The organism is Streptomyces sp. A0958, assembly GCF_004795035.1.
In the GTDB taxonomy this organism is placed as follows: Bacteria; Actinomycetota; Actinomycetes; order Streptomycetales; family Streptomycetaceae; genus Streptomyces.
In genome coordinates this window covers 1-25,086 of sequence record NZ_SSBK01000006.1, presented here as the reverse complement: position 1 = coordinate 25,086, position 25,086 = coordinate 1, and the positions used below count along the sequence as shown (strand labels likewise).

The following is a 25,086-nucleotide window of genomic DNA, read 5'->3' as shown; positions in this document are numbered from 1 at the left end:
GTGGGTTACTCCGATCAGAACGAGTAGGGGACGTAGCACAGGGCGGCGAGCACGATGGCTCCCCAGCCCAGGAGTGCGGGCCTGCGGTACCAGGCGCTGTCGCCCTCCTCGGGCACCTCGGCGGCGTCCGGGGACTCGGTTCCGTAGACGAGGCCGGCGAGTTCGGCCTCGGGCTTGGGAGCGGTGAAGAGCGTGACCGCGATCATGACGACCGCGCCGGCGACGAAGCCGACGATCGCGGAGACGAAGTTGGCCCCCTGGTCGCTCGGGATGTCGATGACACCCTGCTTGTAGATGACGAAGTAGTTGACCATCGCGGCGGTGGTACCCGCGACCAGACCCCAGACACCGGACTTCATCGATGCGCGCTTCCAGAACATGCCGATGATGAAGACCACGAACATCGGGACGTTGAAGAACGAGAAGAGCGTCTGGAGGTAGCTCATGATGTTGGAGAAGCTGGCGGCGATGAACGCCGTGCCGATGGAGGCCAGCACGCCGATCGCCGTGATCAGCCGCCCGAAGCGCAGGTAGTACGCGTCCGGCTCGTCCTTCTTCACGTACCGCGCCCAGATGTCCGTGGTGAACACCGTGTTGAACGAGGAGACGTTGGCGGCCATGCCGGCCATGAACGCGGCCAGCAGACCGGTCACCGCGATGCCGAGCACACCGTTGGGCAGCAGCTCCTGCATGAGCAGCGGGATCGCGTCGTTGTACGTCAGGTCCGAGCCGCCGGTGCCGATCTTCGGGACGAGGACGGCGGCGACCAGGCCGGGGATCATCACGAGGAAGACGATGAACATCTTCGGGAACGCGGCGATCAGCGGGGTGCGCTGGGCGGCCGAGAGGTTCTTCGCGGACAGGGCGCGCTGCACCTCGGCGAAGTTGGTCGTCCAATAGCCGAAGGAGAGGACGAAGCCGAGGCCGAGGATGATCGTCAGCCAGTTGGCGCCGAGCGGGTTGGCGTCACCGATGCCGGTGCCGCCCCAGGCCGACATGAAGTCGTGGCCGTGGCTCTTCTCCAGCGAGCCGGTCAGCCCGTCCCAGCCGCCGACGCGCTTGAGGCCCAGCAGGGTCAGCGGGATCAGCGCGGCGAGGATGACGAAGAACTGCAGCACCTCGTTGTAGATCGCGGAGGAGAGCCCGCCGATGGTGATGTAGACCAGCACGAAGAGGCCCGCGACGACGATCGCGACCCACTGCGGCCAGCCGAGCAGCGCCTCCACGACGATCGACAGGGCGTACAGGTTGACGCCCGCGATCAGGATCGCCGCGAAGGCGAAGAGTACGGAGCTCAGCAGGTGCGCCGACTTGTCGAAGCGCTGGAGCAGGAACTCCGGTACGGAGCGCACCTTCGAGCGGTAGTAGAACGGCATCATCACGAGGCCGAGGAAGACCATGGCCGGGATGGCGCCGATCCAGTACCAGTGCACCACCGCGACGCCGTACTGCGCGCCCGTCGCCGCCATGCCGAGGATCTCGGTGGCGCCGAGATTCGCCGCGACGAAGGCCAGACCGGTCACCCATGCGGGCAGTGACCGTCCGGAGAGGAAGAAGTCGAGGCTGGTCTTGACACTCGCCCGGGCGGCGAAGCCGATGCCGAGCACGACGACGAAGTAGATCGCCAGGATCGTGTAGTCGAGCCCGTTCGTGGGGAGCCGGAGCCCTGCTGCCAGATATTGCATGTGGGGGGTCTCGCTTCGTTGCGCGAACTGAACCCGAAGGAAACTACGCTCTTATGTTCAGAAAGTGAACAGTTCCCAAGAGGTTCTTTGTTTGTTTGTGATCGTATTGCCCGGAATCCTGAGCGCCACGCCCCGGAGCCGCGGCCCTCACCGCCCCTCTGCCCGCCGCGTCGGCTCATTGACGCATCTGTTGACTTGTGGTTCATTGTGTTTGCTTATGTTTGGTGGGAGGAGTCTGGTGAAGAAGACGGTTACGACGCTCGCCGACGGCCGGGAGCTGCTCTACTACGACAGCCGTGACGACGTCGTGCGCGAGGCGGCCGACACGCGCCCCCTCGACGCCGTCTCGACCGCGTCCGAGATCCGGCGCGACCCGCTGCTCGGCGACAGCGTCGCCATCGCCTCGCACCGCCAGGGCCGGATCTACCACCCGCCGGCCGACGAGTGCCCCCTGTGCCCCTCGCGCGACGGCCGGCAGAGCGAGATTCCGGAGGCGGACTACGACGTCGCCGTCTTCGAGAACCGCTTCCCCTCCCTCGCCGGCGACTCCGGCCGCTGCGAGGTCGTCTGCTTCACCTCCGACCACGACGCGTCCTTCGCCGACCTCACCGAGGAGCAGGCCGGGCTCGTCCTGGACGCCTGGACCGACCGCACCGCGGCCCTGGCCCAGCTCCCGCAGGTCAAGCAGGTGTTCTGCTTCGAGAACCGGGGCGCCGAGATCGGCGTCACGCTCGGCCACCCGCACGGCCAGATCTACGGCTACCCCTTCGTCACCCCGCGCACCGAGCTGATGCTGCGCTCCATGGCCGCCCACCACGCGAAGACCGGCGGCAACCTCTTCGACGACGTGGTGGCCCGCGAGGAGGCCGACGGCTCCCGCATCGTGCTCGCCGCCGAGCACTGGATCGCCTTCGTGCCGTACGCGGCGCACTGGCCGTACGAGGTCCATCTGCACCCCCGCCGCCGCGTCGCCGACCTGCGGGAGCTGGACAAGGCGGCGCGCACGGAGTTCCCACAGGTCTATCTGGAACTGTTGAGGCGATTCGACCGGATCTTCGGACCCGGGGAGCCGCCGACCCCGTACATCTCCGCCTGGCACCAGGCGCCGTTCGGGGTTCCCGGGCGTGAGGACTTCGGGCTGCACCTGGAGCTTTTCACCATCCGAAGGACCTCCGGCAAGCTGAAGTTCCTCGCGGGTTCCGAGTCAGGCATGAGCGTGTTCATCAACGACGTGCCGCCGGAGACCGCGGCCCAGCGACTGCGAGAGGTAGCGAGCCAGTGAGCGAGTCCCCGAAGAAGTACCTGGTGACAGGCGGTGCCGGATACGTCGGCAGCGTCGTGGCCCAGCACCTGCTGGAGGCCGGCCACACCGTCACCGTCCTGGACGACCTCTCCACCGGCTTCCGCGAGGGCGTCCCGGCCGGCGCCGACTTCGTCGAGGGCCGCGTCCAGGACGCCGCGAAGTGGCTCGACGCCTCCTACGACGGGGTGCTGCACTTCGCCGCGTACTCCCAGGTCGGCGAGTCCGTCACCGACCCCGAGAAGTACTGGGTCAACAACGTCGGCGGCTCCACCGCCCTGCTCGCCGCGATGCGCGACGCCGGGGTGCGCACCCTGGTCTTCTCCTCCACCGCCGCGACCTACGGCGAGCCGGTCTCCAGCCCCGTCACGGAGACCGACCCCACCGCCCCGACCAGCCCCTACGGCGCCACCAAGCTCGCCGTCGACCACATGATCACCGGCGAGGCCGCCGCGCACGGCCTGGCCGCGGTCTCGCTGCGCTACTTCAACGTGGCGGGGGCGTACGGCGCCTGCGGCGAGCGGCACAGCCCCGAGTCCCACCTCATCCCGCTGGTCCTCCAGGTCGCCCTCGGGCAGCGCGAGTCGATCTCCGTCTACGGCGACGACTACCCGACCCCGGACGGCACCTGCGTCCGCGACTACATCCACGTCGCCGACCTCGCCGACGCCCACCTGCTCGCCCTGGAGGCCGCCACCGCGGGCGAGCACCTGATCTGCAACCTGGGCAACGGCAACGGCTTCTCGGTCCGCGAGGTCATCGAGACGGTCCGCGAGGTCACCGGCCACCCCGTCCCCGAGACCGCGGCCCCGCGCCGCGGCGGCGACCCGGCCGTCCTCGTCGCCTCCGCCGCCACCGCCAGGGAGCGCCTCGGCTGGCAGCCGACCCGCTCCGACCTGGCCGGAATCGTCTCCGACGCCTGGACGTTCGCCCGCCGAGAGGAGCCCACCGCACCATGACCGACGACCACGCTGAGCTGACCGCCTCCTTCACCGAGCTCTACGGGAGCGCACCCGAGGGGATCTGGGCCGCACCCGGCCGGGTCAACCTGATCGGCGAGTACACCGACTTCAACGACGGCTTCGTCATGCCGCTCGCCCTCCCACACACCGCACGGGCCGCCGTCTCCGGCCGCACCGACGGCGAGCTGCGGCTGCACTCCACCGACGTGCCCGGCGGCGTCGTCCGGCTCCGCGTGGACGAGCTGGCCCCGCACGAGGGCCACGGCTGGGCGGCCTACCCGGCCGGTGTCGTCTGGGCCCTGCGCGAGGCGGGCCACCCCGTCACCGGCGCCGACATCCAGCTGACCTCCACCGTCCCCACCGGCGCCGGGCTCTCCTCGTCCGCCGCCCTCGAAGTGGTCACCGGCCTCGCCCTGAACGACCTCTTCGGGCTCGGGCTCGGCCACGCCGAGCTGGCGGTGCTCGCCCAGCGCGCGGAGAACGCCTTCGTCGGCGTCCCCTGCGGGGTCATGGACCAGATGGCGTCCGCCTGCTGCACCGAGGGCCACGCCCTGCACCTGGACACCCGCGACCTCGCCCAGCGCCAGGTGCCCTTCGACCTGGCCGCGCACGGGCTGCGGCTCCTGGTCGTCGACACCCGCGTCAAGCACGCGCTGGGCGACGGGGCGTACGCCGAGCGCCGGGCCGGCTGCGAGGAGGGCGCGCGCCTGCTCGGCATACGCACCCTGCGTGAGCTGCCGTACGAGGAGCTGGGCGCGGCGCTCGACCGGCTGGCCGAGGCCGGTGCGGACGAGTCCGTCGTGCGCTACGTACGCCACGTGGTCGGTGACAACCAGCGCGTCGAGCAGGTCATCGCGCTGCTCGACGCCGGCGATGTGCGGGCGGCCGGGCCGGTCCTCACGGCGGGGCACATCTCGCTCCGCGACGATCTGCGGGTCTCCTGCGTGGAGTTGGACCTCGTGGTCGAGACGGCGAACGCCGCCGGTGCGCTCGGCGCGCGGATGACCGGGGGCGGCTTCGGCGGCTCGGCGATCGTGCTGGTCGAGGAGGCGCAGGCGGACATGGTCGCCAAGTCCGTGCTGGAGGCGTTCACTTCGGCCGGGTACGGGACGCCGGGCGTCTTCCCGGCGGTGCCGTCGGCGGGCGCCCGCCGACTCGTCTGAACGGCCGGCAGCCGTCAGGCGAGTTCCTTCGTGAGGGTGAACTCGGTGATGCCAGGCGGGTAGTCGTCCACCTGCCCGCGTACCTCGTAGCCCCGCTTACGGTAGAAGCCGGGGGCCTGGAAGTCCCAGGTCTCCACCCGGGAGCGGGTGCACGAGCGGTCCGCCCGCGCCACCCGTTCCGCCTCGGCGAGCAGCCGCGAACCGAGGCCGGAGCCCCGGTGCCGGGCGTCGACCCAGAGCAGGTCCACATGGAGCCAGTGCGCCCAGGTCCGTCCGGTCAGCCCCGCCGCGATCCGGCCTCCGGCGTCCAACGCCCAGACCTCCAGCGGCACTTCATGCGCGTCGGGCGTCTCGCGCAGGGCGCTGATCTGCGGTGAGCGCGCGGTGTTGTCGTCCCGCAGCAGCCTGTTCAGCAGCGCACGCCGCTCCTTGTCCACTTCTGTCTCAAGATGAAACATGCCCCACAGACTATGGGCTTGCAGGGAAGCGACACCTTGACCCCCTGCAAGCCCTCAGGCCGCACTCCACCCCGACTTCAGCCAATAATCCTCCCACCCCGGTCCGCCGCCCGTACGCTGATGCACAGCGCGGGTGGGGGCCCGCGCCGCATTCAGGGGTACGAGACAGCCGGGCGCCGCACCCGCGCCGGTCCGGCCCCGTCGGGGGGACGCACGCTTCGGGGCGCCCCAGAACACACAGCATGGGGGTGCCTGTGGCCCGTATCCGGGTTCTCGTGGTGGACGACCACCGGATCTTCGCCGAATCGCTCGCCGCCGCGCTCGCGGCCGAGCCGGATGTCGAGGTGGCGGCGGCGGGCAGCGGTCCGGCCGCCCTGCGCTGTCTGGAGCGCGCGGTGGCGGAGGGCCGCGGTTACGACGTCCTGCTGGTCGACGCCGAACTCGGCGGCCCGGCCCCGCCGGGACGCACCGGCGCCGGCCCGGTCCCGGTGCCCGCCCCGCGCACCGGACAGCCGGGCCCGGTCGACGGGATCTCCCTGGTCGGCTCGGTCCGCACGGCCCGTCCCTCGGTCCGTACGGTGGTGCTCGCCGAGAAGGACGACCCGGGCCGGGCCGCGCTCGCCCTCCAGGCCGGTGCCTGCGGCTGGGTCGCCAAGGACAGCTCGCTGCAACGGCTGCTCGCGGTGATCAGGGGTGTGCTGCGCGACGAGACCCATCTGCCCGCCGCCCTGCTCACCGGGGTGCTGCGGGAGCTGCTGGCCGACCGCAAGCACCGCACCGAGAGCGAGGAGCTGGTCGAGTCGCTGACCCCGCGCGAGTGCGAGGTGCTGCGGTGCATGGTCGCGGGCCTGGGCCGCAAGGCGGTCGCGGAACGGCTCTTCCTCTCCCCGCACACCGTGCGCACGCACATGCAGAACGTGCTGGGGAAGCTGGGCGTGCACTCGACCCTGGCGGCCGTGGCCCTGGCCAGGCGCGCGGGCGTCGGCCCGGTCGAACTGGAGGAGCCGGGGCTACCCGGGGATGTTGTCGAACGGGGCAGTCAGTTGGCGTAGCAGCCCGGCCAGCTCGGCGCGCTGCTGGCGCGACAGCTCGCCCAGGATGGCGCGCTCCTGGGCCAGCAGGCCGGCCAGCGACTGGTCGGCCTTGTCGCGGCCCTCGGCGGTGAGGCGGACCAGGACCCCGCGCCGGTCGCTGGGGTCGGGGAGCCGTTCGACCAAATTCTTCTTGGTGAGGCGGTCGATGCGGTTGGTCATCGTGCCCGAGGTGACCAGCGTCTGGGTGAGCAGCTGGCCGGGGGAGAGCTGGTAGGGGGCGCCGGCGCGGCGCAGCGACGTGAGTACGTCGAACTCCCACGGCTCCAGCTGGTGCTCGGCGAAGGCGATTCTGCGGGCCCGGTCGAGGTGGCGGGCCAGGCGGGAGACGCGGCTGAGGACCTCGAGTGGTTCCACGTCGAGGTCGGGGCGCTCGCGGCGCCATGCAGCGACCAGTCGGTCGACCTCGTCCTCCATGTGGATCAGTGTAGAGGGTCTGTCGACATGAAGTCTCTTGAATTCAAGTGTCTTGACATCAAGATACTCTGTGGCGATCCTGGGAACCATGACCGCACCCCTCTGGGACCCGCAGCAGTACCTGCGCCACGCGGACCACCGCACCCGCCCCTTCCACGACCTCATCGCCCGCGTCCCCGACCCGCCCGACGCCCCCGCACCCCGCATCGCCGACCTGGGCTGCGGCGCCGGCAACGTCACCGCGCTGCTCGCCGAGCGCTGGCCCGACGCCCGGATCACCGGCTACGACAACTCCCCGCAGATGCTGGAACGGGCCCGCGCCCACGCCACGGACCTGCTGGACTTCGCCGAGGCCGACGCCGCCACCTGGACGCCCTCGGAGCCGTACGGCCTGATCGTCTCCAACGCCCTGCTCCAGTGGGTACCCGGCCACGCCGACCGCCTCGGGGACTGGCTGGACGCCCTCCTCCCCGGCGGCACCCTCGCCCTCCAGGTCCCCGGCAACTTCGACCAGCCCAGCCACGCCCTGATGCGCGAACTCGCCGAGTCGCCGCGCTGGCGCCCCCGCCTGGGCGGCCGGCTGCGCCACGCCGACGCCGTACTGAGCCCCGCCGGATACCTGGACCGGCTGGCGGGCCCCGGCGTCGCCGCCGACGTCTGGGAGACCACCTACCTCCACCTCCTGCCGGGCGAGGACCCCGTCCTGGACTGGGTGAAGGGCACCGGCCTGCGTCCCGTCCTCACCGCCCTCGCCGACGACGAGGAGGCGCGGGACGCCTTCCTCGCCGAGTACCGCGACCTGCTGCGCACGGCCTACCCCCGGGGCCCGCACGGCACGGTCTTCCCCTTCCGCCGCATCTTCGCCGTCGCCCACCGGGAGAAGTGACGGCTCCGGACACGGCGGCGCCCCGCCCCCGCGTGGTGTGCGGGGGCGGGGCGCCGTGGGTACGCGGGCCGGGCCGAAGGGCTCAGTACAGGCCGTTGTAGGTGTCCCAGCCGTAGCCGATCTTGACGCGCTTGGTGAGCTGGCCGGTGCCGGTGGACGTGTAGCGGTACACGTCGCCCTTGCCGTCGACGCCGATCAGGTCGGCCCTGCCGTCACCGTCGATGTCGCCCGGAGCGGCGAACTGCTTGTAGATGTTGTAGCCGGTGCCGATCTTGACGCGGGCCGAGAGCGGCTTGGCGGCGTCGCCCGTGCCCTTGTACAGGTAGAGCGTGCCGTCCTTGTCGCGGGCCACGACGTCCGCGATGCCGTCGCCGCTGAGGTCGCCGGCGCCGACGATCTTGTTGTACGTCTGGTAGCCGTAGCCGACCTTGACCTTGGCGGCGAACTTGGTGCCGAGGCCGTTGCCCTTGTACAGGTACAGGTCGCCCTTGGTGTCGCGGGCCAGCAGGTCGCCCTTGCCGTCGCCGCTCAGGTCGCCCGGACCGGTGAGGCTGTTGTAGACCTGCCAGCCGGACCCGATGTAATTCGCGCCGACGTAGAGCTGGCCCTGGTACTGCTGGACGAGGTCGCCCCAGCCGTCGTTGTCCAGCGAGGAGGCGAGCGACAGGCTCACCTGGTTCCAGCCGGAGTCCGAGCTGTCCAGCTGGCGGGGGAAGAACTGCCCGTTGTTCCGGGCCTGGTACCAGTAGAGGCTGCCGCCCTTGGTGCGGCCCTCCACCTCGTGCTTGCCGAAGTCCGGGTTGCCGCCCGCGCCGACGAACAGCGCGGCCGCGTTCCACCCGCTGCCGGCGGCGACGCGCGGCTCGAAGGTGCCGTACCCGGTGGACAGGTAGGTGTAGACGTCGCCGCCCGTCTTGCGGGCGATGAGGTCGCCGAGGCCGTCGCCGTCGATGTCGTCGACACCGATGAGCTGGTTGTAGATGTCGTAGCCGTAGCCGACCTTGACGCGCGCCTTGAACGGCTTCGCCGGGTCGCCGGTGCCCGCGTAGAAGTACAGGTCACCGCCGGTGGTACGGGCGATGATGTCACCGAGCCCGTCGCCGTTGACATCGTTGGCGCCCACGATCTGGTCGTAGGTGTTCCAGCCGTAGCCCACCTTGACACCGGCCTTGAAGGGCGCGCTGTCGACCTTGCCGGTGGAGATGTAGACGTAGATGTCGCCGGAGGGCGTACGCGCGATCAGGTCGCCGCGGCCGTCACCGTTCAGGTCGCCGGGGGAGACGACCTTGTTGTACTTCTGCCAGCCGATGCCCGACCAGGTGGAGTAACCGGTGCCGTCCGCGCCCCAGCTCTGGTAGAGCGAGAGCGTGCCCGACGCCGAGAGCGTCAGGACCTCGGCCATGCCGCCGCCGTCGAGGTCGCCCGGCGTGATGATGTCCTTGGGCGTCTCGAACTGGTCGTCACTGTTGATCGTGTACGGGTGCGAGCCCGACGCGTCCGTGATGGCGTACAGGTTGCCGTCCAGCGCCCGGTACAGCGTGTCGCTGTAGCCGTCGCCGTCCACGTCCATGCGCGGGTTGGCCGGGATGGCGGCGGCGGCGGACCCGGCGCCCGGCGCGCGCGAGGCACCGGACTTCTTCTTCGGGGTGCGCTTGGGCAGCGTGAGCGTCGGCTGTCCGCCGGACTCGGGGGTGAACTGCGGGGTGGCGCCGCGCGGGGCGGGCGCCGAGTCGTCGGCCGAGGCCGGGGCCGCCAGCAGCATGCCGGCGGAGAGGACGAGTGCGGTGCAGGCCGCGAGTCGCCGCGCGCGCTTCGAGCGCGGAACAGAGCGGCCGGGTTCCACAGAAGACAAAGCCCCCCCAGGGGTAAGTGGTGGAACCGGGAGAATCGCCTTCACGGGTGCATGACATGCAGCGGTGAAGCATTCCCGGGATGTTCACAGACTCTACAACTGTGGACAGCGGGACTGAAGTGGTTTAGCCATGGATCAAGGTTGCGGCTTCGCCACACCGGTCCCGCGCCGGCCCCACACCGCCCCCGCACCGCGCCCCCGCACCATCACCCGCCGGCCGCTCAGCTCTTGCGATGGCCGATCAGCCGCGGCTTCGACTCCAGGTTCTCCAGACCGTGCCAGGCCAGGTTCACCAGATGGGCGGCGACCTCCGCCTTCTTCGGCCTGCGCGCGTTCACCCACCACTGCCCGGTCAGCGCCACCATGCCCACCAGCGCCTGCGCGTACAGCGGGGCCAGCTTCGCGTCGAAGCCGCGGGCCTTGAACTCCAGCCCGAGGATGTCCTCCACCTGGGTGGCGATGTCGCTGATCAGGGAGGCGAACGTGCCCGTGGACTGGGCGACCGGCGAGTCACGGACCAGGATGCGGAACCCGTCCGTGTACGTCTCGATGTAGTCCAGCAGGGCGAACGCCGCCTGTTCCAGCAGTTCACGCGGATGGCCCGCGGTCAGCGCACCGGTCACCATGTCCAGGAGCTGGCGCATCTCCCGGTCCACCACGACCGCGTACAGCCCCTCCTTGCCGCCGAAGTGCTCGTAGACGACCGGCTTCGAGACCCCCGCACGGGCGGCGATCTCCTCGACCGACGTGCCCTCGAAGCCCTTGTCGGCGAACAGGGTGCGACCGATGTCCAGCAGTTGCTCGCGGCGTTCCTTCCCGGTCATCCGCACGCGGCGGGCACGCCGCGTGGAAGGTGCACGGGTGTTCTCGCTGCTTGCGCTGGAGTCGGTCGCCACGTCGTCCATCATGCCGGGTCGGCCGCCGCGCGGTTGCGCCGGGACTCGATACGGTCGGAGTCGGGCCAGCGCACGTCGGACGCCCAGCCGGCCTGCTCGAACCACCGGATCAGCCGGGCGCTCGAATCGATCTGACCCCGCATCACCCCGTGCCGCGCGCTGGTCGGGTCCGCGTGGTGCAGGTTGTGCCAGGACTCGCCGCACGACAGGACCGCCAGCCACCACACGTTGCCGGACTTGTCACGGGACTTGAAGGGGCGCTTGCCGACCGCGTGGCAGATCGAGTTGATCGACCACGTCACGTGGTGCAGCAGGGCCACCCGTACCAGGGAGCCCCAGAAGAACGCCGTCGCCGCACCCCACCACGACATCGTGACCAGGCCGCCGACCAGCGGGGGGATCGCCAGCGAGACGATCGTGAAGGTCAGGAAGTGGCGCGAGATGCCGCGGATCGCCGGGTCCTTGATCAGGTCCGGCGCGTACTTCTGCTGCGGCGTCCGCTCCTCGTCGAACATCCATGCGATGTGGGCCCACCACAGGCCCTTCAGGAGCGCGGGCAGCGTCTCACCGAAACGCCACGGCGAGTGCGGGTCGCCCTCCGCGTCCGAGAAACGGTGGTGCTTGCGGTGATCGGCCACCCAGCGCACCAGCGGGCCTTCGACGGCCAGCGAACCGGCCACCGCCAGAGCGATGCGGAGCGGACGCTTCGCCTTGAACGAGCCGTGCGTGAAGTACCGGTGGAAACCGATCGTGATGCCGTGGCAGCCGATGAAGTACATCGCCACCAGCAGGCCCAGATCGAGCCAGCTCACACCGCGGCCCCAGGCCAGCGGCACCGCCGCGACCAGCGCCACGAACGGCACGACGATGAACAGCAGGAGCGCGATCTGCTCGATCGACCGCTTGTTGTCCCCGCCGAGCGTGGCGGAGGGAAGAGCCTGATCACCGGCCGCCGGAGCGGCCTCGATCACTTCGGGGCTGGTCTTCATGGGGAGTCCCCTGAGGGTGAGAACGGGTCGGACAGCCGGAGTTACGCACCCGTAACCTACGGCCTCGTAAGTATGGCAGTGCGGAGGCCCGCCCACGAGAGGGCGAAACACCGCGCACAGACGGGCGAATACCGGGTAGACACAGACCGCGTACCCCGGACGGACACGTCACGAACAGAGGACACCTTCCGGGGCGCGAACAGCACCGAGAGCACGGACACCTATCCTGGAGAGGTCGGACAGCGCGGTCCGCACCCTGCTTTCCGGGGTGGCGTCGGCATCCGCCGACCGCGGTCCCCGGGTCCCGTGCACAACCACTGCAAGGAGCCGCACACTGTGAGCAGTGCCGACCAGACCCCCGCCGCCAGCCCCGAGCTGCGCGCCGACATCCGCCGCCTCGGCGACCTGCTGGGCGAGACCCTGGTACGCCAGGAGGGGCAGGAACTCCTCGACCTCGTCGAGCGCGTCCGCGCCCTGACCCGCACCGACGGCGAAGCCGCGGCCGAGCTCCTCGGCGACACCGAACTGGAGACCGCGGCCCAGCTCGTCCGCGCCTTCTCCACGTACTTCCACCTCGCCAACGTCACCGAGCAGGTCCACCGCGCCCACGAGATGCGCGACCGCCGCGCGGCCGAGGGCGGACTCCTCGCCCGCACCGCCGACCGGCTCAAGGACGCCGACCCGGAGCACCTGCGCGCCACCGTCAAGAACCTCAACGTGCGCCCCGTCTTCACCGCGCACCCCACCGAGGCCGCCCGGCGCTCCGTCCTCAACAAGCTCCGCCGCATCGCGGCTCTCCTCGACACGCCCGTCATCGAGGCCGACCGCCGCCGCCAGGACCTCAGACTCGCCGAGAACATCGACCTCATCTGGCAGACCGACGAGCTGCGCGTCGTGCGGCCCGAGCCCGCCGACGAGGCCCGCAACGCGATCTACTACCTGGACGAGCTGCACGCCAACGCCGTCGGCGACGTCCTGGAGGACCTGGCCGCCGAACTCGAACGGGTCGGCGTCGAACTCCCCGCCGGCACCCGCCCCCTCACCTTCGGCACCTGGATCGGCGGCGACCGCGACGGCAACCCCAACGTGACCCCCGAGGTCACCTGGGACGTGCTGATCCTCCAGCACGAGCACGGCATCACCGACGCCCTCGAACTCGTCGACCAGCTGCGCGGACTGCTCTCCAACTCCATCCGCTACACCGGCGCCACCGACGAACTCCTGGCCTCCCTGCAGACCGACCTCGAACTCCTCCCCGAGATCAGCCCCCGCTACAAGCGGCTGAACGCCGAGGAGCCCTACCGCCTCAAGGCCACCTGCATCCGCCAGAAGCTCGTCAACACCCGCGAGCGCCTGGCCACCGGCCGCCCCCACCGCCCCGGCTGCGACTACCTCGGCACCGCCGAACTCATCGCCGACCTCACCCTCGTCCAGGACTCCCTGCGCCGGCACCGGGGCGGCATCGTCGCCGACGGCCGCATGGACCGCACCATCCGCACGCTCGCCGCGTTCGGCCTCCAGCTCGCCACCATGGACGTCCGCGAACACGCCGACGCCCACCACCACACCCTCGGCCAGCTCTTCGACCGGCTCGGCGAGGAATCCTGGCGCTACGCCGACATGCCCCGCGACTACCGGCAGAAGCTCCTCGCCAAGGAACTGCGCTCCCGCCGCCCGCTCGCGCCCACCCCGGCCCCGCTGGACGCCGCCGGCGAGAAGACCCTCGGCGTCTTCCACACCATCAGCCAAGCCTTCGAGCGGTTCGGCCCCGAGGTCATCGAGTCCTACATCATCTCGATGTGCCAGGGCGCCGACGACGTCTTCGCCGCCGCAGTCCTCGCCCGCGAGGCCGGCCTCATCGACCTCCACGCAGGCTGGGCCAAGATCGGCATCGTCCCGCTCCTGGAGACCACCGACGAGCTGCGCGCCGCCGACGTCATCCTCGACGAGATGCTCGCCGACCCCTCCTACCGCCGCCTCGTCTCCCTGCGCGGCGACGTCCAGGAGGTCATGCTCGGCTACTCCGACTCCTCCAAGTTCGGCGGCATCACCACCTCCCAGTGGGAGATCCACCGCGCCCAGCGCCGGCTGCGCGACGTCGCCCACCGCTACGGCGTACGGCTGCGCCTCTTCCACGGCCGCGGCGGCACCGTCGGCCGCGGCGGCGGCCCCTCGCACGACGCGATCCTCGCCCAGCCCTGGGGCACCCTGGAGGGCGAGATCAAGGTCACCGAGCAGGGCGAGGTCATCTCCGACAAGTACCTCATCCCCGCCCTCGCCCGCGAGAACCTGGAACTGACCGTCGCGGCCACCCTCCAGGCCTCCGCCCTGCACACCGCGCCCCGCCAGTCCGACGAGGCCCTGGCCCGCTGGGACGCGGCCATGGACACCGTCTCCGACGCCGCCCACGCCGCCTACCGCAAGCTCGTCGAGGACCCGGACCTGCCCGCGTACTTCCTCGCCTCCACCCCGGTGGACCAGCTCGCCGACCTGCACCTGGGCTCGCGGCCCTCCCGCCGCCCCGGCTCGGGCGTCTCGCTCGACGGCCTGCGGGCCATCCCGTGGGTGTTCGGCTGGACCCAGTCGCGGCAGATCGTGCCCGGCTGGTTCGGCGTCGGCTCCGGCCTCAAGGCCCTGCGCGAGGCCGGTCTCGACACCGTCCTGGAAGAGATGCACGAGCAGTGGCACTTCTTCCGCAACTTCCTCTCCAACGTGGAGATGACCCTCGCCAAGACGGACCTGCGCATCGCCCGGCACTACGTCGACACCCTCGTCCCCGACGAGCTGAAGCACGTCTTCGACGTCATCGAGGCCGAACACGCCCTCACCGTGCAGGAAGTCCTCAAGGTCACCGGCTCCACCGAACTGCTCGGCACCAGCCCGGTGCTCCAGCAGACCTTCGCCATCCGTGACGCCTACCTGGACCCGATCTCCTACCTCCAGGTCTCCCTGCTGGCCCGCCAGCGCCAGGCCGCCGAGCGCGGCGAGGAAGCCGACCCGCTGCTCGCCCGCGCCCTGCTGCTGACCGTCAACGGTGTCGCCGCGGGCCTGCGCAACACCGGCTGACCCGCACGGATCGCGGGCGGGGCGCGCTCAGCGCCTCACAGGGCGATGAACGCCGCCATCAGCAGCGCCCCGCCCGCGATCCCGGCGCCCCACGCCGTCCGGGTCAGCCGCAGACCCCCGCCGATCACCAGCGCCGCCAGCACGAGTGCCCCGCCCAGCGGCACCCACGCATGCATGAACCCCGCGGCCCCGGTCCGCACCACCTCGTCCGTGCCCGGCTTCACCACCACGGGGAACCGGTCACCCTTGCGGGCCGCCACCGACTTCTCCACCGACACCCGGGAGCGCGCCCCGGCCCCGTCGGACGGCGCGAACGGCCCCGTACAGACCTCGCTGCCGCACCCCGTCACCGTCATCGTCCCGTGCTCGCGCCCCTTGGACAGCACGATGTGGTGCGCCGCGTCCCACGACGACAGCACACCCGCCACCAGCAGCACCAGCACGACACAGCCCAGCGCCGCGTCGCGGCCGTAGCGCAGGGCACGGCGGGAGGAGCTCCGCTTCGCGCCGCTCACGTGTTGTACGCCGACTGGGCCCGCTCCAGCCCCTCCGCCAGCAGGCATTCCACCGCGTCGGCCGCCCGGTCCACCTCGTAGGCCAGCTCCTTGCGCTCGGTGGACGAGAAGTCCTTCAGCACGAAATCGGCCACCTGCATCCGGCCCGGCGGCCGGCCGATCCCGAACCGGACCCGGTGGTAGTCCGGCCCCATCGACTTCGTCATCGACTTCAGCCCGTTGTGCCCGTTGTCGCCGCCGCCCAGCTTCAGCCGCAGCGTCCCGTAGTCGATGTCCAGCTCGTCATGGACCGCCACCACATGGTCGAGCGGCACCTTGTAGAAGTCCCGCAGCGCCGCGACCGGCCCCCCGGACAGATTCATGTACGACATCGGCTTCGCGAGCACCACCCGCCGGCTCAGCGGACCGGGCGGACCGATCCGGCCCTCCAGCACCTGCGCCTGCGCCTTCGGGGCGCGCTTGAACTTCCCGCCGATCCGTTCGGCGAGCAGGTCGGCGACCATGAAGCCGACGTTGTGCCGGTTCGCCGCGTACTCGGGGCCGGGATTGCCCAGCCCCACGATCAGCCAGGGGTCGGTGGCGTCGGACATCGCGCGAAGTCTCCTCATTCGTACACGTAAAGCGGGCGGGGACAGGAAAACGGGGCGGCGGTTCCCGGAAGGGAGACCACCGCCCCGTCAGTCAAGCAGGCGGGACGAGGCTCAGGGCCTAGGCCTCGGCGCCCTCGGCGCCCTCGGCGGACGGCTCCTCGGCCTGCGCGGCGACGACCGCGAGAACGACCGCGTCCGGGTCGGCCTCGGCCAGCACCGAACCGGCCGGCAGCGGGATGTCCTTGGCGAGGATCGACGCACCGGCGTCCAGGCCCTGCACGGAGACCGTGACGGACTCGGGGATGTGGGTGGCCTCGGCCTCGACGAGCAGCGTGTTCATCACGTACTCCAGCAGGTTGCCGCCCGGGGCCAGGTCGCCCTCGGCGTGCACCGCGACCTCGACGTTGACCTTCTCGCCGCGCTTCACGGTCAGCAGGTCGACGTGCTCGATGTCGCCCTTGAGCGGGTTGCGCTGCACGGCCTTCGGGATGACCAGGGCGTCCTTGCCGTCGATCTCCAGACCGATCAGGACGTTGGCGGTGCGGAGCGCGAGCTGCAGCTCGTGGCCCGGCAGCGTGATGTGGACGGACTCGGCGCCGTGGCCGTAGACGACCGCGGGGACCAGGTTGGCGCGACGCGCACGACGGGCGGCGCCCTTGCCGAACTCGGTACGGACCTCGGCGTTGAGCTTGATCTCGGCCATGACGGCACTCCTCGTAAGGTGACGAAAACTACGGATGGTCACCCGGCCCACGACAGGCCTGCTACGAAGAGCGCGCCGATAACGGATCGCCGTACTTATGAGTACGGCCTCCCTCGCCGAGCAACTCGCTGAGTCTACCCGGCGGGGAGGCCGCACCCCAAAGTGGATCAATGGCGACGCGGTCGCCACCGCACTTCCTGTCCTACTGCTCCTCGAACAGGCTCGTGACCGAGCCGTCCTCGAAGACCTCACGCACCGCGCGCGCGATCGTCGGCGCGATCGACAGCACCTTGATCTTGTCGAGCTCCAGCTCACCCGGCGTCGGCAGGGTGTCCGTGAACACGAACTCGCTCACCTTCGAGTTCTTCAGGCGGTCCGCGGCGGGGCCCGACAGGACGCCGTGCGTCGCCGTCACTATGACGTCCTCGGCGCCGTGCGCGAACAGGGCGTCGGCGGCGGCGCAGATCGTGCCGCCCGTGTCGATCATGTCGTCGACCAGGACACAGACCCGGCCCTTCACATTGCCGACGACCTCGTGGACCGTCACCTGGTTCGCGACGTCCTTGTCCCGGCGCTTGTGCACGATCGCCAGCGGGGCGTCCAGCCGGTCGCACCAGCGGTCGGCGACCCGTACCCGGCCCGCGTCCGGCGAAACGATCGTCAGCTTGGAACGGTCCACCTTCGCGCCCACGTAGTCCGCCAGGATCGGCAGCGCGAACAGGTGGTCCACCGGGCCGTCGAAGAAGCCCTGGATCTGGTCGGTGTGCAGGTCGACGGTGAGGATGCGGTCGGCACCCGCCGTCTTCATCAGGTCCGCGACCAGACGGGCCGAGATCGGCTCACGGCCGCGGTGCTTCTTGTCCTGGCGGGCGTAGCCGTAGAACGGCACGATCACCGTGATCGAACGGGCCGAAGCGCGCTTCAGCGCGTCCAGCATGATCAGCTGCTCCATGATCCACTTGTTGATCGGAGCCGTGTGGCTCTGGATCAGGAAGCAGTCGGCGCCGCGTGCCGACTCCTGGAAGCGGACGTAGATCTCACCGTTGGCGAAATCGAAGGCCTTCGTCGGCACGAGGCCCACACCCAGCTGGTGCGCGACCTCCTCGGCCAGCTCGGGGTGGGCGCGGCCGGAGAAGAACATCAGTTTCTTCTCGCCGGTCGTCTTGATCCCGGTCACAGCACAGTCTCCTCAGACGTGTTCCTGGCGCTGCACGCAGATGTCCCGATGTGCAACGAGCCAGCCGAAATGGGGTGAGCATCTATCACGGTACGCCGTGCGCGACGCACCTGTTTCCGGTCAGCTTTCGCTGCCCGAGTCCTCCGCGGCCGCCTGAGCCGCCTGCGCGGCGGCGCTTCCCGGACGCTTGCGCGCCACCCAACCCTCGATATTCCTTTGCTGGCCCCGGGCGACGGCCAGCGAACCGGACGGTACGTCCTTGGTGATGACCGAGCCGGCGGCGGTGTACACGCCGTCCCCGACCGTGACGGGCGCCACAAACATATTGTCCGACCCGGTCCGGCAGTGGGAGCCGATCGTCGTGTGGTGCTTGGCCACCCCGTCGTAGTTCACGAAGACGCTCGCCGCACCGATGTTGGTGTGGTCGCCGATGGTCGCGTCCCCCACGTACGACAGGTGCGGGACCTTCGTGCCTTCCCCGATCGTGGCGTTCTTCATCTCCACGTACGTACCGGCCTTGGCCTTCGGGCCGAGCTTCGTCCCCGGCCGCAGGTAGGCGTACGGGCCCACCAGCGCGCCCGGACCCACCTCGGCCCCGTCCGCGACGGTGTTGTCCACCCGCGCGCCCGCGTGCACGACGGTGTCCGTCAGGCGCGAGTTCGGGCCCACCTCGGCGTCCTCCGCGAGGTGCGTGGTGCCCAGCAGTTGCGTCCCCGGGTGCACGATCGCGTCCCGCTCGAACGTCACCGTCACGTCGATCAGCGTCGAGGCGGGGTCGACCACGGTCACCCCGGCCGTCATCGCCCGTTCGAGGAGGCGCTGGTTCAGCAGCCGGCGGGCCTCCGCGAGCTGCACCCGGTTGTTGATGCCCAGGATCTCCCGGTGGTCGCCCGCCACCGAGGCGCCGACCCGGTGTCCGGCCTCGCGCAGGATGGACAGCACGTCGGTGAGGTACTCCTCGCCCTGGCTGTTGTCCGTACGCACCTGGCCGAGTGCCTGGGCGAGGAGCTTCCCGTCGAACGCGAAGACCCCGGAGTTGATCTCCCGGATCGCGCGCTGCTCGTCGTCGGCGTCCTTGTGCTCGACGATCTCGGTCACCGCGCCGCTCGCCGGGTCGCGGACGATCCGCCCGTATCCGGTGGCGTCGGGGACCTCGGCGCTGAGCACGGTGACGGCGTTGCCGTCGGCGGTGTGCGCCGCGGCGAGCGCGGCGAGCGTCTGTCCCGACAGCAGCGGGGTGTCCCCGCACACCACGATCACGGTGCCCTCGACGACCCCGCCCAGCTCGTCGAGCCCGACCCGCACCGCGTTCCCGGTGCCCTTCTGCTCGGCCTGGTAGGCGGTGCGCACCTGGGCGTCCGCGGCGGTGAGGTGAGCGGTGACCTGCTCACTGGCGTGGCCCACGACGACGACGAGGTGGAGCGGGTCCAGCTCGCGGGAGGCGGCGACGACATGACCGACGAGCGAGCGCCCGGAGATCTCGTGCAGAACCTTGGGAGTCTTCGACTTCATGCGGGTGCCCTCACCCGCTGCGAGGACGACGACGGCTGCCGGGCGTACGGAGCTCACGGATAGGCCCTTCGGCTTCGGGTGGTGGACATCCGCAGGATACCGGGGGGCCCGGAGCCGGACATGAGCGCGGGCCCCGACCGGTTGGGTCGGGGCCCGCGTGACTGAGCTCCCCCACCAGGACTCGAACCCGGACAGATGGCACCAAAAGCCACAGTGCTGCCAATTACACCATGGGGGAACAACTCCGGCTGAAACGGACAGTCGCCCGGATCGCCGGATCGGCACCCAACACTATGCCGTACCAAGCCCCTTGTATGCGACGAGGATGCGGTTGCCTCCGGTCGAACGTACGACGTGCTGTGCAGGTCCCCCGAAAACGAGATGCGGCCGCCCGTACGCTGGTTGCCATGACCGCAACGGGGGAAGACCGGGAAGCGGCGGGACCGACCACCCGTGGCTACTGGTGGTGGGAACGGCGGCGGAGCGTCGCGCTGGATGTGGGGTTGGCGCTGGTCTCGGCGCTGGAATGCGGGCTGGAAGGGGTGGACTTCGCGGGGGACACCGGGCTGCCGGTGGCCTTCGGGGTGGTGTTCGGGCTGATCGCGGGGGCCGTGCTGCTGGTGCGCCGGCGGTGGCCGATCGCGGTGGTGCTGGTGTCGATCGCGACGACGCCGGCCGAGATGGGCTTCCTGATGGGGCTGATCGGCCTGTACACGCTGGCCGCCTCCGAGGTGCCCCGGCGGATCACCGCGGTGCTGATGAGCATGTCCCTGGTGGGGACGTTCATCGTGACGTACGTACGGCTGCGGCAGGGCGTCGACGAGAACGCCGACTTCGGGCCCGGCGACTGGTACGTCCCCATGCTGTCCCTCTTCATGGCCGTCGGGCTGGCCGCGCCGCCGGTGCTGTTCGGCCTCTACATAGGGGCGCGGCGGCGGCTGATGGAGAGCCTGCGGGAGCGGGCGGATTCGCTGGAGCGGGAGCTGTCGCTGCTCGCGGACCGGGCCGAGGAGCGGGCCGAGTGGGCGCGTACGGAGGAGCGGACCCGGATCGCCCGCGAGATGCACGACGTGGTGGCCCACCGGGTGAGCCTGATGGTGGTGCACGCGGCGGCCCTCCAGGCGGTGGCGCCGAAGGACCCGGCGAAGGCGGTGCGCAATGCCGTCCTGGTCGGGGACATGGGGCGCCAGGCCCTGACGGAGCTGCGCGAGATGCTGGGCGTGCTGCGGGCGGGCGAGCCGACGGTGGCCCGGGTGGCCAAGGTGCCGCTGGCCTCGGTGGGCCGGGCGGCGCCGCCCGCGCCGGAGGACGGGCCGCGGCTGGACGAGGTCGAGGCGCTGGTCGGTCAGTCGCGGGCCGCGGGGATGACGGTGGAGCTGTCGGTGGAGGGCTCCGCCCGCGCGTACGCGCCCGAGGTCGAGCAGACCGCGTACCGCGTGGTGCAGGAGGCCCTGACGAACGTGCACAAGCACGCGGCGGGCGCCAGGACGTGGGTACGGCTGGCGCACCGGGGCGCCGAGGTCGCCATGCAGGTGGAGAACGGCCCGTCGGACGCGGCGACGGCGGACGCGGGGCTGCCCAGCGGGGGCAACGGCCTGGTCGGGATGCGCGAGCGGGTGCTCGGCCTGGGCGGCGTCTTCGTGTCGGGGCCGACGGACGCGGGCGGCTTCCGGGTGTCGGCGGTGTTGCCGGACGGCGGGGGCGTTTCCGGCCCGTGAGGCGGGGGCGTTTCCGGCCGTGGGGCGGAGGCAACGTCGGCCCGTCCGGCGGGGGCGTTTCCGGCCGTGGGGCGGGGCATCGTCGGCCCGTGGGGCGGGGCGTTTCCGGGCCGTGGGGCGGGGCGTTCCCGGGCCGTCCGGCGGGGGCGTTTCCGGCCGTGAGGCGGGCATCGTCGGCCCGTCCGGCGGGGGCGTTTCCGGCCGTGAGGCGGAGACATCGCCAGCCCGGGCGGCGGAGGCATTTCCAGCCCGTCCGGCGTTTGAGGACGGAAGCCTCGCGGTGGTGACCGGGCACCTGGCGTGAGCCGGTCACCGGTCACCGGAAGACCCGGCGCCTCCGGCGCCTCAGGCGCCTCAGGTCACCGGAAGACCCGGCGCCTCCGGCGCCTCAGCCCGAGACGAGGCGTTCCGGCTGGATGCCGGTGACCAGGGTGGCGAGGGCCGCGTCGATGTCCGGGCCCAAATACCAGTCGCCGGTGTGGTCGATGCTGTAGACCCGGCCGGTCAGGTCGATCGCGAGGACCGCCTGGCCGTCCCCCTCCTCGCCCAGCGGTGCGACCTCGGTCTCCAGCGCGCGGCCGAGGTCTCCGAGGGTGCGGGCCAGGTGGAGCCCGCGCAGCGGGTCGATGCGGACGGCCGGGGGCGCGATCTGGCGGCCGGGGGCGGTGGCGGTGATGTGCAGGCCGCCGAATTCGGCCCAGGCCTCGACGGCGGCCGGGAAGACGGCGTGCTGGTGGCCGGCCGGTGAGGCGTGCGAGCGCAGGGCGTCGGCCCACTCCTCGGCCTGGCGGATGTCCCAGCGGCCGGGCTGCCAGCCGGCGGCGCGCAGGGCGGCGTCGACGGCGGCGGGGAAGCGGGTGGCGGCCTGGCGGTCGCGGGTCGCGGGCCCGGCCTGTGCGGGGAGGTCGGTGCGGTCGTGCATGGGCGCGCTCAGCTCTTCTCTGCGGTGGTGGCCGCGCCGGTCGCGGTGAGGTCGACGGGCCGGACGCCGAAGTGGGCGAGCATGACGGCGCAGGAGCGGCAGGGGGCGGCGTAGCTGCCGTGCAGAGGGTCGCCGTCCTCGCGGATGCGGCGGGCGGTGAGGCGGGCGTGCTTGAGGGCGCGGCGGGCCTCACCGTTGGTGAGGGGCTTGCGCTGGGCCCGCTTGGAGCGGCTGCTCTCGGCGGCGGTGAGGTGCCGGGAGAGCAGTATGGCCTCGGGGCAGCGGCCGGTGAACCGTTCGCGCCGGTCGCTGGGGAGGGTGTCGAGGAAGTCCTGCACTAGGTGGTGCAGGACGGGCGGCTGGTCGCCCTTGCCCGCGGTGCAGGTGAGTGTTTCACCGCGTACGGACAGGGCGGCGGCCACGGCGGGCAGGATGCCGTCGCGGCGCTGGTTGAGGCGGGGCGCGGCGCCCGTTTCGGTGCTGCTCCAGCTGAGTCGTGGGTCGCCGGTGGTGACGGTGTGTGCAGAGTGTGCGGTGTGCATGGTGTGTCCCTCCCCGTGCCCGCAGCGGCTGCTGCTTTGTGTGCACGCCCCCGTGTATGCGGGTGACAGCCTGCCAAATGTGTCGGGTCCTGTGAAAGCTGGGTCGGTGAAACGTGTCTGCGTGTCGCGCGACGGTGGCCGGCTCGTCGCTCGTCCGTCACGTGGTTGTGACGGTTGGTGACGGATGGGGTCCGGGGGCGGCGGGGCCGATCCCCGTTGGGGTGTCACCGCTTAGGCTGTGCCTGGACCACCCCTGGGTCGGTCCTCATCAGCCAGACGCAGCAGGGGGCAACCGCCATGACGACAGGTCGGCTCGGGCAGCAAGCCGCGCCACCGAACGCGGCCTATGCCGGGCAGCTTGTGCACTTCCCGGACCCGGTCCGGGCGTCCCGCCACCCCGGAGGGGTGCGTATGGACGGGAACGGCTGTCCGGATTTCGCGCCGTACGCGCGCGCCGCGGCGGAGATCGCGGAGCCCCCGCAGGGTTTCGGTGTGGACGAGTTGCGGCTCACGGACTACGTGTCGGCGAACGCGGCGATGGCGGCGGCCGGACACGAGCTGTGGGACACGATCCCGTCGGTGGCGACGCCGCACGGCTGGACCTGGCACCACGTGCCGGGGGGCCGCCGGATGGAGCTGATCCCGGTCGAGGTGAAGGCGCTGCTGCGCCACCACGGCGGTCTCGCGACGACGGAGGTCGACCACGACAAGCGGGGGACGCGCCCGTTGCAGGAGACGCGGCCCGCCCATTTCCGGCTCCCCAAGGGAGCGGTGGCGGTGAGCGAGCAGCAGATCCTGGGCGTCGAGGAGGATCTCGGCTACCGGCTGCCGGGTGCCTACCGTTCGTTCCTGAAGGCGGCCGGAGGTTCGGCCCCGGTGGGCACGGCGCTCGACGCGGAGCTGGGTCTCCTGATCGACCAGCCGTTCTTCACGGTGCGCGAGGAGGCCGCCGTGAACGATCTGGTGTACGTCAACAAGTGTCTGCGGGACCACCTGACGAAGGATTACCTGGGCGTCGCGTTCGTCCAGGGCGGTCTGCTCGCGGTGAAGGTGCGGGGCGGGAACACCGGTTCGGTGTGGTTCTGCGCGTACGACGACGCCCGGGACCGGGACGGCTGGACGGTGCAGGAGCGGGTGGAGCGGCTGCTGCTGCCGTGCGGCGAGGACTTCGACGCGTTCCTGCAGCGTCTCGCGGGTAATCCGCCGGAGCTGGAGACGGTGGCGAACCTGATGGTGGACGGTGGCTTCGCGCAGGCCGTCCCGGTGGAGGGGTGAGCGCGATGGTGACCTTCGCACAGGCGCAGGAACGCGCGGACGAGTGGGTGAACGGTGACGTTCCGGCGTACCAGCACCGCGAGGTGCGGGTGCGTGAGTTCGAGCTGGGCTTCGTGGTGTGGGCCGAGGACCGTGTGGACGGTCCGGTCTCGGACGGGGGCCGGCAGCGGCTGGTGATCGCGCGGGACAGCGGTGAGGCGACGCTGTGGCCGGGGCTGCCGGTCGGTGAGGTGATCCGGCGGTACGAGGAGGAGTACGGGACGCAGGGGGTGGCTCCGGCCGCGCCGGCGCCACCGGAGCGGGTGGATCTGAATCAGACGTCGTTCCTGTTGAGCCCGCCGGAATGGCTCCAGGAGGCGGCGGACAAGCTGGGCATCCCGGACCGGCGCGCTGAGCGTGCGGACAGCGAGGACCGCCGGGACCGCGCGGACCGTCCGCAGGACACCCCGCCGCCCGCGCCCTCCCCGCTCCCCGCCCCGTCCCCGGTCCCGTCGCCCTCGGCGCCGTCGTCGCCGTCCCAGGGCGGTTCCGTCGCGTACGAGCCGACCGCGTCGGACGGCGTTCCGGCGTCGTCGCTCCAGCCGCCGGTGGGGGCCACGCCGTGGGCGGGCACCGACACGAACGCCAACACGGACGACGCGGAGGTGGGGCTGCCGGCGACGGTGTTCGCGCCGCCGCTGTCGGGCGCCGACGACGAGGAGGAGCCGCCGCCGGTGGTGCCGGCGGACGCCCCGACGGCGCTGATGTCGGGCGGTAGCCAGCTGCCGAAGACGGCGATCGCGCCGAGTGCGGGCCCGCGGCGCCCGGCCGACCCGGCACCGCCCGTGCCCGGTCCGCCGGTTCCGGGGACGAGCGTGCCCGGTCCGCCGCCCGTTCCGGGGACGAGCGTGCCCGGTCCGCCCGTGCCCGGCCCGAACGCGGGGCCGCCGAGTGCGCCCGCGCCGCACATCCCCGGCCCGCAGACCCCGCCGCCGAGCCGTCCGGGCGCCCCCGGTGCCGGGGACATCGCCGACGCCGCCACGAGCAAGGCGCCCGTCACGCCGCGCGCCCCGCGCGGGAACACGCCCCCGCCGCCGCCCGGTGCTCCCGGCACCCCGGGGGCCCGTCCGGGTGCCCCGGTGCCGCCGCCGTCGGGTCCGGGCGCGCCCGGTGCCCCGGCGGGCGGGTACGTACCGACGCAGCTCGTCTCGCAGCTGGGCCCGCCCGGTGCGACGCCGCCGCCCGGTGCGACGCCGCCCCCGTCCGAGGGCGGGGTGCACCAGGCGGCCACGATGTTCGCCGAGCCGGGCTCGGTCGGCCCGCAGGCCCCGCCGCCGCCCGGTCCGCCCGGTGTCCCGGGTGCGCCGCAGCCGCCCGGTCCCTCCGGG

The 25,086-nt window shown here is 71.6% G+C and carries 21 protein-coding genes, 1 tRNA gene and 1 pseudogene; 9 read left to right on the top strand and 14 right to left on the bottom strand.

The features are described 5' to 3' along the window. Window positions 1–14: 14 nt before the first annotated feature. The gene (locus E6P78_RS08435) at window positions 15–1,685 is read right to left on the bottom strand and encodes a sodium:solute symporter family protein (protein WP_136202901.1); all 1,671 of its coding nucleotides are present in this window, start codon (window positions 1,683–1,685) and stop codon (window positions 15–17) included. A 238-nt stretch (window positions 1,686–1,923) separates the two neighbouring features. On the opposite strand from E6P78_RS08435, the gene galT reads away from it, so the two are divergent. Genes galT through galK form a run of 3 tightly spaced genes read left to right on the top strand, consistent with a single transcriptional unit; the run spans window position 1,924 to window position 5,110 of the window. Further along, entirely contained in the window at window positions 1,924–2,967 is a 1,044-nt protein-coding gene (gene galT / locus E6P78_RS08430) for a galactose-1-phosphate uridylyltransferase (RefSeq protein WP_136202900.1), read from the top strand. Next, window positions 2,964–3,944 carry a UDP-glucose 4-epimerase GalE gene (gene galE / locus E6P78_RS08425; protein ID WP_136202899.1) on the top strand — a complete coding sequence of 327 codons (981 nt, stop codon included), beginning with the start codon at window positions 2,964–2,966 and terminating at the stop codon, window positions 3,942–3,944. Before galT ends, galE begins: the two co-directional genes overlap by 4 nt. Beyond that, window positions 3,941–5,110, top strand: a complete 1,170-nt coding sequence (gene galK / locus E6P78_RS08420) for a galactokinase (RefSeq protein WP_136202898.1) — start codon at window positions 3,941–3,943, stop codon at window positions 5,108–5,110. The genes galE and galK overlap by 4 nt, the downstream gene beginning before the upstream one ends. 14 nt (window positions 5,111–5,124) lie before the next feature. Here the strand turns inward: galK and E6P78_RS08415 are convergent, their stop codons facing one another. Beyond that, window positions 5,125–5,568 carry a GNAT family N-acetyltransferase gene (locus tag E6P78_RS08415; protein WP_136202897.1) on the bottom strand — a complete coding sequence of 148 codons (444 nt, stop codon included), beginning with the start codon at window positions 5,566–5,568 and terminating at the stop codon, window positions 5,125–5,127. 242 nt (window positions 5,569–5,810) lie between these two features. Here E6P78_RS08415 and E6P78_RS08410 point away from each other — a divergent pair, with 242 nt between their 5' ends. Next, window positions 5,811–6,620, top strand: a complete 810-nt coding sequence (locus tag E6P78_RS08410; protein ID WP_168712585.1) for a response regulator transcription factor — start codon at window positions 5,811–5,813, stop codon at window positions 6,618–6,620. Here the strand turns inward: E6P78_RS08410 and E6P78_RS08405 are convergent. Continuing rightward, the gene (locus E6P78_RS08405; protein ID WP_073864884.1) at window positions 6,579–7,076 is read right to left on the bottom strand and encodes a MarR family transcriptional regulator; all 498 of its coding nucleotides are present in this window, start codon (window positions 7,074–7,076) and stop codon (window positions 6,579–6,581) included. The two genes, E6P78_RS08410 and E6P78_RS08405, sit on opposite strands and share 42 nt — an antisense overlap. Window positions 7,077–7,164: 88 nt before the next feature. Here E6P78_RS08405 and E6P78_RS08400 point away from each other — a divergent pair, with 88 nt between their 5' ends. Next, window positions 7,165–7,962: a trans-aconitate 2-methyltransferase gene (locus tag E6P78_RS08400; protein WP_136202896.1), complete on the top strand. Its 798-nt coding sequence runs from the start codon at window positions 7,165–7,167 to the stop codon at window positions 7,960–7,962. An 82-nt stretch (window positions 7,963–8,044) separates the two neighbouring features. On the opposite strand, the gene E6P78_RS08395 is transcribed toward E6P78_RS08400, so the two are convergent. From E6P78_RS08395 to E6P78_RS08385, 3 genes are all read right to left on the bottom strand, one after another. Beyond that, entirely contained in the window at window positions 8,045–9,805 is a 1,761-nt protein-coding gene (locus E6P78_RS08395) for a VCBS repeat-containing protein (RefSeq protein ID WP_136203105.1), read from the bottom strand. 230 nt (window positions 9,806–10,035) lie between these two features. Then, the gene (locus E6P78_RS08390) at window positions 10,036–10,722 is read right to left on the bottom strand and encodes a TetR/AcrR family transcriptional regulator (RefSeq protein ID WP_136202895.1); all 687 of its coding nucleotides are present in this window, start codon (window positions 10,720–10,722) and stop codon (window positions 10,036–10,038) included. Next, window positions 10,719–11,699, bottom strand: coding sequence for a fatty acid desaturase (locus E6P78_RS08385; protein ID WP_136202894.1), 981 nt, complete (start codon window positions 11,697–11,699; stop codon window positions 10,719–10,721). The genes E6P78_RS08390 and E6P78_RS08385 overlap by 4 nt, the downstream gene beginning before the upstream one ends. Window positions 11,700–12,035: 336 nt before the next feature. Between E6P78_RS08385 and ppc the strand changes: the two genes are divergently transcribed. Continuing rightward, entirely contained in the window at window positions 12,036–14,765 is a 2,730-nt protein-coding gene (gene ppc, locus E6P78_RS08380; RefSeq protein ID WP_136202893.1) for a phosphoenolpyruvate carboxylase, read from the top strand. A gap of 35 nt (window positions 14,766–14,800) precedes the next feature. Here the strand turns inward: ppc and E6P78_RS08375 are convergent, their stop codons facing one another. The 6 genes from E6P78_RS08375 to E6P78_RS08350 form a co-directional block, all read right to left on the bottom strand. Continuing rightward, entirely contained in the window at window positions 14,801–15,328 is a 528-nt protein-coding gene (locus tag E6P78_RS08375) for a hypothetical protein (protein WP_136202892.1), read from the bottom strand. Further along, window positions 15,277–15,870, bottom strand: coding sequence for an aminoacyl-tRNA hydrolase (gene pth / locus E6P78_RS08370; RefSeq protein ID WP_136202891.1), 594 nt, complete (start codon window positions 15,868–15,870; stop codon window positions 15,277–15,279). The genes E6P78_RS08375 and pth overlap by 52 nt, the downstream gene beginning before the upstream one ends. 118 nt (window positions 15,871–15,988) lie before the next feature. Further along, window positions 15,989–16,573, bottom strand: a complete 585-nt coding sequence (locus tag E6P78_RS08365) for a 50S ribosomal protein L25/general stress protein Ctc (RefSeq protein WP_136202890.1) — start codon at window positions 16,571–16,573, stop codon at window positions 15,989–15,991. A 202-nt stretch (window positions 16,574–16,775) separates the two neighbouring features. Further along, a complete protein-coding gene (locus E6P78_RS08360; protein ID WP_136202889.1) occupies window positions 16,776–17,750 on the bottom strand; it encodes a ribose-phosphate diphosphokinase in 975 nt (324 codons plus the stop codon). Between the two features lie 120 nt (window positions 17,751–17,870). Next, window positions 17,871–19,319 carry a bifunctional UDP-N-acetylglucosamine diphosphorylase/glucosamine-1-phosphate N-acetyltransferase GlmU gene (gene glmU, locus E6P78_RS08355; protein WP_136202888.1) on the bottom strand — a complete coding sequence of 483 codons (1,449 nt, stop codon included), beginning with the start codon at window positions 19,317–19,319 and terminating at the stop codon, window positions 17,871–17,873. Window positions 19,320–19,428: 109 nt separating this feature from the next. Further along, a tRNA-Gln gene (locus tag E6P78_RS08350) sits at window positions 19,429–19,500 on the bottom strand. A 169-nt stretch (window positions 19,501–19,669) separates the two neighbouring features. On the opposite strand from E6P78_RS08350, the gene E6P78_RS08340 reads away from it, so the two are divergent. Next, the gene (locus E6P78_RS08340; protein WP_168712584.1) at window positions 19,670–20,980 is read left to right on the top strand and encodes a histidine kinase; all 1,311 of its coding nucleotides are present in this window, start codon (window positions 19,670–19,672) and stop codon (window positions 20,978–20,980) included. Between the two features lie 388 nt (window positions 20,981–21,368). Here the strand turns inward: E6P78_RS08340 and E6P78_RS08335 are convergent, their stop codons facing one another. Together E6P78_RS08335 and E6P78_RS08330 are read right to left on the bottom strand one after the other, a co-directional pair. After that, window positions 21,369–21,902 (bottom strand): SUKH-3 domain-containing protein, encoded by a 534-nt coding sequence (locus E6P78_RS08335; protein ID WP_136202886.1) that lies wholly within the window; start codon window positions 21,900–21,902, stop codon window positions 21,369–21,371. A gap of 8 nt (window positions 21,903–21,910) precedes the next feature. Continuing rightward, window positions 21,911–22,444: a YwqJ-related putative deaminase gene (locus E6P78_RS08330; protein ID WP_136202885.1), complete on the bottom strand. Its 534-nt coding sequence runs from the start codon at window positions 22,442–22,444 to the stop codon at window positions 21,911–21,913. 297 nt (window positions 22,445–22,741) lie between these two features. Between E6P78_RS08330 and E6P78_RS08325 the strand changes: the two genes are divergently transcribed. Both E6P78_RS08325 and E6P78_RS08320 read left to right on the top strand, forming a co-directional pair. After that, window positions 22,742–23,719, top strand: a complete 978-nt coding sequence (locus E6P78_RS08325; protein ID WP_136202884.1) for an SMI1/KNR4 family protein — start codon at window positions 22,742–22,744, stop codon at window positions 23,717–23,719. Between the two features lie 5 nt (window positions 23,720–23,724). Beyond that, window positions 23,725–25,086: pseudogene (locus tag E6P78_RS08320) on the top strand (hypothetical protein); the annotation flags it as partial.

Bases quoted from the DNA above. Each gene is read 5' to 3' on its own strand.
- E6P78_RS08325 (WP_136202884.1), top strand. From the start codon at position 22,742: ATGACGACAGGTCGGCTCGGGCAGCAAGCCGCGCCACCGAACGCGGCC.
- E6P78_RS08400 (WP_136202896.1), top strand. From the start codon at position 7,165: ATGACCGCACCCCTCTGGGACCCGCAGCAGTACCTGCGCCACGCGGAC.
- E6P78_RS08340 (WP_168712584.1), top strand. From the start codon at position 19,670: ATGACCGCAACGGGGGAAGACCGGGAAGCGGCGGGACCGACCACCCGT.
- E6P78_RS08405 (WP_073864884.1), bottom strand. From the start codon at position 7,076: ATGGAGGACGAGGTCGACCGACTGGTCGCTGCATGGCGCCGCGAGCGC.
- E6P78_RS08410 (WP_168712585.1), top strand. From the start codon at position 5,811: ATGGGGGTGCCTGTGGCCCGTATCCGGGTTCTCGTGGTGGACGACCAC.
- E6P78_RS08335 (WP_136202886.1), bottom strand. From the start codon at position 21,902: ATGCACGACCGCACCGACCTCCCCGCACAGGCCGGGCCCGCGACCCGC.
- galK (WP_136202898.1), top strand. From the start codon at position 3,941: ATGACCGACGACCACGCTGAGCTGACCGCCTCCTTCACCGAGCTCTAC.
- E6P78_RS08330 (WP_136202885.1), bottom strand. From the start codon at position 22,444: ATGCACACCGCACACTCTGCACACACCGTCACCACCGGCGACCCACGA.
- E6P78_RS08365 (WP_136202890.1), bottom strand. From the start codon at position 16,573: ATGGCCGAGATCAAGCTCAACGCCGAGGTCCGTACCGAGTTCGGCAAG.
- E6P78_RS08435 (WP_136202901.1), bottom strand. From the start codon at position 1,685: ATGCAATATCTGGCAGCAGGGCTCCGGCTCCCCACGAACGGGCTCGAC.
- E6P78_RS08385 (WP_136202894.1), bottom strand. From the start codon at position 11,699: ATGAAGACCAGCCCCGAAGTGATCGAGGCCGCTCCGGCGGCCGGTGAT.
- E6P78_RS08390 (WP_136202895.1), bottom strand. From the start codon at position 10,722: ATGATGGACGACGTGGCGACCGACTCCAGCGCAAGCAGCGAGAACACC.
- E6P78_RS08375 (WP_136202892.1), bottom strand. From the start codon at position 15,328: ATGCCTGCTGGCGGAGGGGCTGGAGCGGGCCCAGTCGGCGTACAACAC.
- E6P78_RS08415 (WP_136202897.1), bottom strand. From the start codon at position 5,568: ATGTTTCATCTTGAGACAGAAGTGGACAAGGAGCGGCGTGCGCTGCTG.
- pth (WP_136202891.1), bottom strand. From the start codon at position 15,870: ATGTCCGACGCCACCGACCCCTGGCTGATCGTGGGGCTGGGCAATCCC.